9 protein-coding genes are annotated in these 9,477 nt (G+C 55.8%); 2 read left to right on the plus strand and 7 right to left on the minus strand.

Annotation, left to right across the window (positions count from 1 at the left end; all coding sequences use genetic code 11):
• Window positions 1–136: 136 nt before the first annotated feature.
• From lysS to HQL65_18990, 7 genes are all read right to left on the minus strand, one after another.
• A complete protein-coding gene (lysS, locus tag HQL65_18960; GenBank protein MBF0138318.1) occupies window positions 137–1,648 on the minus strand; it encodes a lysine--tRNA ligase in 1,512 nt (503 codons plus the stop codon).
• 9 nt (window positions 1,649–1,657) lie between these two features.
• A protein-coding gene (prfB, locus tag HQL65_18965) for a peptide chain release factor 2 (GenBank protein ID MBF0138319.1) occupies window positions 1,658–2,762 on the minus strand; the annotation gives its coding sequence in 2 pieces (ribosomal slippage) (window positions 1,658–2,692 and window positions 2,694–2,762; 1,104 coding nt in all).
• Between the two features lie 193 nt (window positions 2,763–2,955).
• Window positions 2,956–3,330 carry an RES family NAD+ phosphorylase gene (locus tag HQL65_18970; GenBank protein MBF0138320.1) on the minus strand — a complete coding sequence of 125 codons (375 nt, stop codon included), beginning with the start codon at window positions 3,328–3,330 and terminating at the stop codon, window positions 2,956–2,958.
• A gap of 109 nt (window positions 3,331–3,439) precedes the next feature.
• Entirely contained in the window at window positions 3,440–3,790 is a 351-nt protein-coding gene (locus HQL65_18975) for a DUF2384 domain-containing protein (protein ID MBF0138321.1), read from the minus strand.
• A 464-nt stretch (window positions 3,791–4,254) separates the two neighbouring features.
• Window positions 4,255–4,788, minus strand: a complete 534-nt coding sequence (locus tag HQL65_18980; GenBank protein MBF0138322.1) for an adenine phosphoribosyltransferase — start codon at window positions 4,786–4,788, stop codon at window positions 4,255–4,257.
• A gap of 44 nt (window positions 4,789–4,832) precedes the next feature.
• Complete coding sequence (gene mtnP, locus HQL65_18985) at window positions 4,833–5,597, minus strand: S-methyl-5'-thioadenosine phosphorylase (GenBank protein ID MBF0138323.1); 765 nt, start codon at window positions 5,595–5,597, stop codon at window positions 4,833–4,835.
• 248 nt (window positions 5,598–5,845) lie between these two features.
• A complete protein-coding gene (locus HQL65_18990; GenBank protein ID MBF0138324.1) occupies window positions 5,846–7,627 on the minus strand; it encodes a carbamoyltransferase in 1,782 nt (593 codons plus the stop codon).
• Window positions 7,628–7,810: 183 nt separating this feature from the next.
• Between HQL65_18990 and rsmI the strand changes: the two genes are divergently transcribed.
• Window positions 7,811–9,130 carry a 16S rRNA (cytidine(1402)-2'-O)-methyltransferase gene (rsmI, locus tag HQL65_18995; GenBank protein ID MBF0138325.1) on the plus strand — a complete coding sequence of 440 codons (1,320 nt, stop codon included), beginning with the start codon at window positions 7,811–7,813 and terminating at the stop codon, window positions 9,128–9,130.
• Complete coding sequence (locus tag HQL65_19000; GenBank protein ID MBF0138326.1) at window positions 9,117–9,407, plus strand: DUF1640 domain-containing protein; 291 nt, start codon at window positions 9,117–9,119, stop codon at window positions 9,405–9,407. Before rsmI ends, HQL65_19000 begins: the two co-directional genes overlap by 14 nt.
• The last annotated feature ends 70 nt before the right edge of the window (window positions 9,408–9,477 follow it).

Below are 9,477 nucleotides of genomic sequence, written 5' to 3' on the forward strand. Positions count from 1 at the left end.
TTCCTCCTGGCGGGGTTTGGGGCGGAGCCCCAATAAAATCTTCCTTTCCAATTTTATTTATCCGAGAGTTCATGGACAGCCTTTCACTCTGCCTGGAAAGTCCAAACCGGATGCCGCAAAAACATGGAAGAAAATTTCACTCCGCCTGGGAAGCCTGGACCGAGGCAACCTGGGGCCGCAATTGTGGAAACAAAAGCACCTCACGGATGGCGGCGGCATTGGTCAACAGCATCACGAGACGGTCGATACCGATCCCCTCGCCAGCCGTGGGGGGCATGCCAAACTCCAGGGCACGGATATAGTCGGCATCGAAATGCATGGCCTCCAGGTCTCCCGCCTGCCGGGCAGCCACCTGGGCCTGGAACCGTCTGGCCTGGTCTTCCGGATCGTTCAACTCTGAAAATGCATTGGCAATTTCCCAGCCACCCACAAACAATTCAAAGCGTTCCGCCACTTCCGGATTGCTGTCGCACCGCCGGGAGAGGGGGGAGACCGAGATGGGATATTCCATGATGAAGGTGGGCTGGATCAGTTTGCTCTCCACCACGGTTTCAAAGGCGGTGAGCAGCAGTTGACCCGCATCCCAGGCGGCATCGGGTGTGACGCCGTGATTTTGCAGATATTGCCGCAGATAGTCCGGGGAGGTGACCTGTTTCGGATCGGCACCCCCATACGTGACCAGGGCCTGATCCAGGGTCAGACGCGGCCAGGGAGGGGTGAAATCAATCTTGCGTCCCTGATGAATCACCCAGGGCTTTTCGCAGGTCCGGAAGACCAGGTGCAGGATCAACTCTTCGGTCAGGTCCATCAAATCCCGATAGTCGGCATAGGCCTGATAAAACTCCATCATGGTGAATTCAGGATTGTGCCGGATCGACAGCCCTTCATTGCGAAAATTGCGGTTGATCTCGAAAACCCGCTCGAAGCCTCCGACAATCAAGCGTTTGAGATAGAGTTCCGGGGCGACCCGCAGATAGAGGTCCACATCCAGGGCATTGTGGTGGGTGACGAATGGCCGGGCCGTGGCCCCGCCGGGAATGGGGTGCATCATGGGGGTTTCCACCTCCAAAAACCCCTTGCTCTCCATGAACTCCCGCAGCAGTCGAATGATCATCGACCGGGTCCGGAACAGATTGCGCACCTCGGGATTGACGATCAGGTCGAGATAGCGTTGGCGATAACGGGTTTCCACATCCTCCAGGCCGTGCCACTTTTCCGGCAGGGTGCGCAGGGCCTTGGCCAGAATGCGAAATTCACTGACCCGGATGGTCAACTCGTTGGTCTGGGTGCGAAACAGGGTGCCGACCACCCCGAGAATGTCGCCCACCTCCACCTTGCGAAAAATGTCTCGATAAATCTCGGCCCCCACAGCATCCCGCTGCACGGCGATTTGCAGTTGATCGGTGGCGTCCTGCAAGGTGGCAAAGGTCAATTTGCCGAAATTGCGCAACAACATGACCCGTCCGGCGGTCTGGATCTGAATGCCGGTCAGGCTTTCCGGATCGGTCATCTCCCCGAACTCGCGACGAATCCATTCAAGTTTGGCTTCCGGTTTGAAATCGTTCGGATAGGGATTGATCCCCGCGCTCCGCAAGGCCTCCACCTTGGCCCGCCGAATGGCAATTTGCTGGTTTTCCTCACTGGACATGGGAACTCCTCAAACAGACATGATTCTCTGGGCCAGGGCGGCCCGGATGAAAGGATCCAGGTGACCGTCCAAAACGGCCTCGGTGTTGCCGGTTTCCACGCCGGTGCGCACATCCTTGACCATGCGGTAGGGGTGCAGGACATAGGAACGGATCTGATGGCCCCAGCCGATGTCGGTCTTGGCATCATTGACAGCTTGTGCCGCTTCGGCCCGTTTGTCCAACTCCATCTGGTAGAGCCTGGCGCGCAACATTTTCATGGCATCATCCTTGTTGCGATGTTGCGACCGGCCATTCTGACACTGTACCACGATTCCGGATGGATGGTGGGTGATCCGGATGGCCGAGCTGGTCTTGTTGACATGCTGTCCGCCGGCTCCCGACGCCCGGAATGTGTCGATCCGGAGATCCTTGTCGTCGATTTCGATTTCGATCCGGTCATCCAGTTCCGGATAGACATAGACCGAGCTGAACGAGGTATGTCGGCGTGCCGAGGCATCGAAGGGGCTGATACGCACGAGCCGATGGACCCCTCCTTCGGTTTTCAGGAATCCGTAGGCAAACTCCCCCTCGATCCGGACGCTGGCCGATTTGCAGCCGGCCTCTTCTCCCGGCAGGTAATCGACCAGTTCATGTTTGAACCCGTGGGCTTCACTCCAGCGCAGATACATGCGCAGCAACATTTCCGCCCAATCCTGGGATTCGGTGCCTCCAGCCCCGGGATGAATTTCCAGGAAGGCGTTGTTCATGTCGGCCTCGCCGGAGAGCATTCTCTGGAGTTCCATATCCTCGACCCGGGCGAGCATGTCGCGGGCCTGGGCGGCCACATCGGCCAGTACCGCTGCATCCCCTTCGGCACGGGCAAGTTCCACCAGATCCCGGGCATCGTTGAGGCCCATGTCCATACGGTCCCAGTCGCCAATGGTCTTTTCCAGGCGATCCTTTTCCCGCATGATTTCCCGAGCCTTGTCAGGATTGTTCCACAGATTGGCATCGGCGCTGAGAACAGTCAGCTCTTCCAGTCGTTTGCGGCCTTGATCATAGTCAAAGATGCCCCCTTAGGAGGGTCAGCTTCTCCCGGATGGTGTCAAATACCTTTTGAATGTTTTCGTCCATGGATTCCTCGACCAACTGAATTTTTTGCCAACAATGCTGTCTTCAGCCCATACTAACTCATTTTTGTGGGGAGTACCCATGGCTTTTCTGCAAGCTGGTGGGAAACAGCACGGCCTGGTCCAGTATACCGGGGTTTGTCATGGACGAAAATTGACAAATCGTATGGTACGTTGAGATTTTATTGATATTATTTTTATAATAATTTCCATTCACCTGAATCATTAAAAATAAAGTAACGGTCCACGTGGGAACCATTCCACTGGACACTGCGATAAACCAGACCGTTGCTCTCTCTGTCTCGGAGCTGGCGACCGACCATCCGGCTTTCGGTATAGGAATTGGGATCATGGAGATGGTCATAACCGATGCGAATATCATGCAACAGGCTCTCTACACTACCGATCAAGGTTATAAAATCCGCTGCATGCGGTGGATCCTGAGTGGCAGCACAAAATTGGCTCCTATGGTGGGCCACTTCCCGGATGGCGGTTTCCTGCTCCTTGCCGGCGTAATAGATCCCATACGATCCATCAGAAAAACGCGATTCCTTTCGGCCAACAAATCCCAATCATCGGGTGGGGCAATGCGCTCGAAAAGGTTGACTGGGGGATGGCGAGTGGGGATAATACGGAAGGTTTTTTTCCACACGACAGGGTGTGTCGGTATTTTATTCATGTCTATCCACCACGGACAGCATCCAACAGACGGCGGACATCAGCAAGGTCGGTGACACGGCCTCCAAGCATATGTTGAAGGGCGGATTGGCCATTGAAATACTGATTGGGTTGACGAATCCAGGCATCTGCCAGTCGAGAATCGGAGTAGAGAATTTGCAAGGCTTTAAAAATGCCGACGATGTAACCAAGGCGTTCCATGGTGTCGTGGGAGACGTTTTGGACCTGACCATGTTTCCAACCAGCATATGTGGTTTGTCCAGGTTCACCGAGCAATTTGAGATGCTCTTGTTCGGTATGGACACCCCATTTTTCTACTATCTGGAAAAAAGCCCGCAAGCCAACAACCGCCATGTCGGCGGGGTTTGTGGAAAATTGCCTGTCAGCCTGTTGGGCCACGTTACGTCACCTCGGTTCGGTACGATCCGCCAATCCGGCTCCATACTGAATTATCACATGTATTCATGACGGTGCAAGTCCATATTGTTCAGGCCAATCGCATTTGTAAATTCAGGCTCTGTGATTTCAATGTGTCACGAACGCCTTGCTTGCAGCTTCCAAGATGCAACACATTGATTTTACATTCATGATGATTCCAGGTGCGATTGCCCTGCCATATTGTTTGACACAATTCCTGAAAATTTCAGATTGGCATTCGTGAGTGGTTGTCTCCATCCTGGAATCGTTGCATGTGTGACGTTGCACAGCCAACTTTAAAAATTGCAGGACGGGCAACACGTCTCCCACTTGCGGCAGGAGTTTTTCCCTGGGAATCCCGAAGGGTGGCGTCTTTCCCGTCCCGCTTGATCCTGTCACACTCACTCGCCTTCAAATTCAACCAGGGTGGAAAACCGGTAGCCGCGTTTTGTGAGATTTTTACTGCCGCCGAGGTCGGGAAGATCGACGATGAAGGCCATTTCGGCAACGATACCTCCCAGTTTTTCCACCAGTGTCGCTGCGGCCAGGGCCGTGCCGCCCGTGGCCAGAAGGTCATCCACCAGCAGGACCCGGGTTCCGGAAGTGATGGCATCCTGGTGAATTTCAATCTTGTCGGTTCCGTACTCCAACTGGTACTCCTGCGTCACGACAGCCCCCGGAAGTTTGCCCTTTTTGCGCACCGGGACAAATCCCTTGCCCAGGGTATAGGCCAAGGCTCCTCCCAGGATGAAACCGCGTGCCTCGATACCCACGATGCAATCGAACGGAGTTTCCGCGCTCAGACAGCGTTGTGCCAGGGCATCGATTGTCATGCGCAACCCCACCGGATCCTTCAGCAGGGTGGTAATGTCGCGAAACATGATCCCCGGCTTGGGGTAGTCGGGAATGGTCCGAATCAAACTTTTAATGGTCATGTTGTCCCCCGTTCGGGCTCTGATTGGCAATGTGACGACTGCTGTTACTCGGTACAACCATCATTGTTTTCGACAATTTTTGGAATCAGGGCCAGAAAGAGACGGACCACCCGGTCGGCATTGGCATGCATGGTTTGCTTGATCATTTCCCAGGTGACCGGTGCCTCTTCCTCGTGCCAGCAATCATAGTCGGTGGACATGGCCACGGGGGCATAGTGCAGCTTTTTTTCGCGGGCCAGAACACATTCGGGGACCGTACTCATGTTGATGATATCGGCTCCCCATTGGCGGAACATGTGACTTTCGGCACGGGTGGAAAACCGTGGACCTTCGATGGTGATGACGGTCTTGTTTTCGTGATGTTCCATCCCCAGCTCCCGGGCCGTGGCCGCGAACAACCGGCGCAGACCAGGGCAGAAAGGTTCGGCCATCGGGGTATGCACCACCTCGTTGCCGTCAAAATAGGTGCTTGCCCTTTTTTTGGTCCAGTCGATGAACTGGGACGGAAACACCAGATGTCCGGGGGCAATCTCCCCACGCAACGATCCCACCGCCGTTGTGGCCAGAATGTGCGTGCAGCCGTGGGCGTGCAGGGCGGCGATATTGGCGCGAAAATTGACATTGGAAGGTGGAATGGTATGTCCATGGCCATGGCGGGCCAGGATGGCCACCTCGACACCGCCTATCTTGCCCGTCGTCAGTACCGATGACGGCTTGCCATAGGGGGTTTCCACGTCCAGTTGCCTGGTACCTTTTAGAATAACTGGATTATCCAGTCCAGAACCTCCGATAATTCCAATCTTTATCATGATCCGTTCCCGGTTTGAGGATGAATGAGGAAGAATACACTTTTTCCCAGTCAGATACACATTTTCAGTTCCGGACGTCCAGGTTTGCCGTACCTTCATGTTGCCGGATACACAATTTTGTCCCGGGCGTCCAGGTCTGCCCTATCCTCACGTTGCCAGATATACAATTTTCGTTCCGGGTGTCCAGGTTTTCCGCATTTTCATACCGTTGCGGAAATGAAGACAGCATTGGACATCGACCCGGACACTCAGCGCAACCCGGATCCGTCGGCAACCTGGCCCGGCTTGTTGCGCGTGAAAAACCAGTGTCCCATCACCAGATGATCCATCTGCGTGCGCAAAAAACAATCCAGGGCCTCACCGGGTTGACAGACGACGGGTTCATTTTCGTTGAAGGAGGTATTGAGGAGAATGGGAATGCCGGTCAACTCGCCAAAGGCGGCGATCAGGCGATGATAGAGGGGGTTGGTTGCCTCGGTGACGGTTTGCAGGCGACCCGAACCATCCACATGCGTGACAGCCGGAATCTGGTCTCTTTTTTCTGCCCGGATCTGGAACACCTGCATCATGAAGGGGACATCGGCGTCGGTTTCGAACCACCCGGCAACCTCCGAGCGCAAAATGGCCGGTGCAAAGGGTCGGAAGGATTCCCGGCGCTTGATTTTGCGGTTCAGGATTTCTTTCATGTCGGGCCGCCTTGGATCGCACAGGATGGAACGGTTGCCCAGGGCACGCGGTCCCCACTCCATGCGCCCTTGAAACCAACCCACAACCTTGCCATCGGCAATGGCCTGGGCGGTGCGCTTGATCAGTTCGGTCTCTTCCAGAAGCGTGGCGGAACAGTTCGAATTTTCCAGATTGGTGGCATGGGTCAGCAACAGGTGTTCGTAGTCGATGTCCGAATAGGCGGGACCCCAGTAGGCATGTTGCATGGGTTCGGGTCGGGAACCACCAAACCGCCCGCACCAGACGGCCATGGCCGCGCCGATGGCCCCGCCGGCATCGCCGGCAGCGGCCTGGATGTAGACGTTGCGGAAGGGAGTCATGTGCCGGATGCGGCCATTGGCCACCGAGTTCATGGCACACCCCCCGGAAAGGGTCAGATTTTCCAGACCCGTGCGGCGATGCAGAACATTCAGGAGATGAAAAAACGCCTTTTCGTACATCGTCTGTACAGAACGGGCAATGTCTTTGTGGCGTTGGGTCAATTCATCCTGCGGGTGACGCCGGGGACCGAGGAGTATTTCCAGAGACGGCGTGAAGAGATCGTCCATGGTCGGGGCACCATTTTCCCAACTGTAATGAATGTTTTCCCGATGGTGACGGAAACAGTCCAGATTCAGGGAATAATTGCCATTGTCTGCCAGATGGACGAGGCGTTCCATGGCCTCCATGTGCGCGGGATTTCCATAGGGGGCCAGTCCCATGACCTTGTATTCGTCGCCGTAATGTGGGAAACCAAGATATTGCGTCATGGCTTGGTAAAATATGCCCAGGGAGTGCGGAAAATGAATTTTTCCCTGGATGGTGATGGTCTCTTCCCGGCCCGTTCCCCAGGCGGCTGACGCATAATCTCCAAAACCGTCCACGGAGAGCAGAGCCGCCGTCTTGAATGGCGAAACCAGAAAAGAGGAGGCCAGGTGGGCCAGATGATGCTCCACCCGTTGCACCTCTCCCTGAAAACGGGAATGTGGAAAATGGCTTTCCAGTTCTTCAAGCAGGGTTTGCCGGCGACGGGCATTGCGCAGGCGTTCCAGGACAAAGCGGGGATCCGGAAAATAGCGCAGAACATGCCCCATTTTTCGCAGCAGATTGACCCGTGGGTTGCTGTTGATGGCCATGACATCCACCTGGTCCAGCGTGACATTCCCGGCGGCCAGACAGTAGCGGATCGCCTCGGTCGGAAAGCCGGCCCAGTGCTTGATCCGGCGAAACCGTTCTTCTTCAGCCGCCGCCAGGAGTCGGCCATCCACCACCAGGGCAGCAGCAGCATCTCCATGATAGGCGTTCAAACCGAGGATAATGGCCATGACGTTGTACCGATTGAGTTGTCGATCCGCATGTTCTCCCTGCCCATTGCCAGACCTGGCAGATAAGGGGCAAACACGATTTTCCAGGAAACCCCTTCCCGTTGTCACCTGCCAAAACAATCCTGTCCAAAAATATTTTGCATTGTCATTGTCGGTAAAGTCCTGGAGCGGGATGGAAGCGACATGAATCCGTCAGACAGGAAGAAGGTTGCAGAACCGGATGGGGGGGTTCGCATCCATTGCCGGGGTCATTTGAACATTCAGGCATCCCACGCCAAGACCCTGGAGTTGACCACCGATCCGGATGTCACGCAACGGGGAAGTTGCATCATCGGTGTCCAGGCTGATTATGATGCCGATGCCCTGGCTGCCCTGCGTGGTCCGGTTTCTATCACCTTGCGCTGTGGCGAGCGGGCGGTAACCCTGTTTGCCGTCATGTCACCCACCTTCAAGCCGGGGGATCCCCTGATCATTCGGCGTCATCCTCTCCCGCAGGGGAACACGCTGGCCCATGCCGCCAGCAAATCGGCGCGGGATTTGGACCGGGAATTCATCGCGAGTCTGCGCCAGCCGGGTGCCGAAGTGATCGTCGAGGTTGTGCCGCTCGGTATTCCGGGCGCAACCGTCACCCAAGGTATCTTGTACGTGGTCTCCCTGCCGATTGGCAATCCCCTGGACATGTCGCCCCGCGTCCAGGCGACACTGGCCGGCGTGGATCGCATTCTGGCGGAAGATACCCGCACAGCCGATGAATTATTGAAGTCCCTGGGCATTCGCAAGCCGCTGATCAGTTGTCACGAACAGAATGAAGAGGAACGCGCCACAAAAATCGGTGCCTGGTTGCAACGCGGCGAACGGTTGGCCCTGATTTCCGAGGCCGGTACCCCGGGCTGTGCCGATCCCGGGTATCCGGTGGTGCGCAGTGCCATTCAGGCCGGTGCCCTGGTTGCACCAGTTCCGGGACCCAGTGCCATTCTGGCGGCCCTGGCCATTTCCGGATTGCCCACGGATCGTTTTCTGTTCCTGGGATTTTTTCCCCGGACCCGGGGCAAGCGTGTGCAGGTATTGCAGGAAATTGCCGCCGCCACGGTCACGACCGTGGTCTTTGAAACACCGCATCGGCTCCTGGAAACCCTGGCCGATTGTCAGGAAATTATGCCGGAGCGGGAGATGGTCATCACCTGCAATCTTACCCGGCCCAACGAAATTGTGGAGCGGGGCAGCGTCAAAGAACTCTGGCAGCGGTTTCAGGACCGGGAAACGATCCGCGGGGAGTATACCCTGGTCATTGGCAAGGGGACCCAACAGGTGGAACAGGCCGTGGATCCGGATCAGGAACGTCTGCTTGTGGAGTTGTTGCGCCTGCAATGTCCCACCAAAATTCTCTCCCAGGCACTGGCCAAACTCCGAGGTATCTCACGCCGACAGGCTTTTGACCATGTTTTGGCCCTTAAGGAAACAGCCTTGCCGGATGGCGAGGAGATACAAAATGTTGTCTCCTGATCAAAAATGGTGGATGCAATCATGGTGTTTCGTTCGCCGCCTTCGGGATGCCGGAGTCAGCGAGGAACAAGCCGAGGCGTTTTCAGAGGCTTTTCAGGAAATCCAGGATGTCCAATTGAAGGAACTGGCCACCAAGGGGGATCTGCGGGAACTCAAGTCGGAACTCAAGAGCGATATGCGCGAGCTTGAAACCCGGATCACAGGACAATTGATCCTGATCAAGTGGATGTTGGCCATGGTGATTGCCGCCACGGTACTTCCTGCCTTGAAATCATAAAATATTTTAATCTTCAGGCCCTGGGGCAAACCTCGATATCGAGAATATCCCGACGGCTGCCATGACGAAG

This window comes from Magnetococcales bacterium, from assembly GCA_015228935.1.
Taxonomy (GTDB): domain Bacteria; phylum Pseudomonadota; class Magnetococcia; order Magnetococcales; family DC0425bin3; genus HA3dbin3.

Bases quoted from the DNA above. Each gene is read 5' to 3' on its own strand.
- lysS (MBF0138318.1), bottom strand. From the start codon at position 1,648: ATGTCCAGTGAGGAAAACCAGCAAATTGCCATTCGGCGGGCCAAGGTG.
- HQL65_18975 (MBF0138321.1), bottom strand. From the start codon at position 3,790: ATGGCGGTTGTTGGCTTGCGGGCTTTTTTCCAGATAGTAGAAAAATGG.
- HQL65_18980 (MBF0138322.1), bottom strand. From the start codon at position 4,788: ATGACCATTAAAAGTTTGATTCGGACCATTCCCGACTACCCCAAGCCG.
- mtnP (MBF0138323.1), bottom strand. From the start codon at position 5,597: ATGATAAAGATTGGAATTATCGGAGGTTCTGGACTGGATAATCCAGTT.
- HQL65_18990 (MBF0138324.1), bottom strand. From the start codon at position 7,627: ATGGCCATTATCCTCGGTTTGAACGCCTATCATGGAGATGCTGCTGCT.
- rsmI (MBF0138325.1), top strand. From the start codon at position 7,811: ATGAATCCGTCAGACAGGAAGAAGGTTGCAGAACCGGATGGGGGGGTT.
- HQL65_19000 (MBF0138326.1), top strand. From the start codon at position 9,117: ATGTTGTCTCCTGATCAAAAATGGTGGATGCAATCATGGTGTTTCGTT.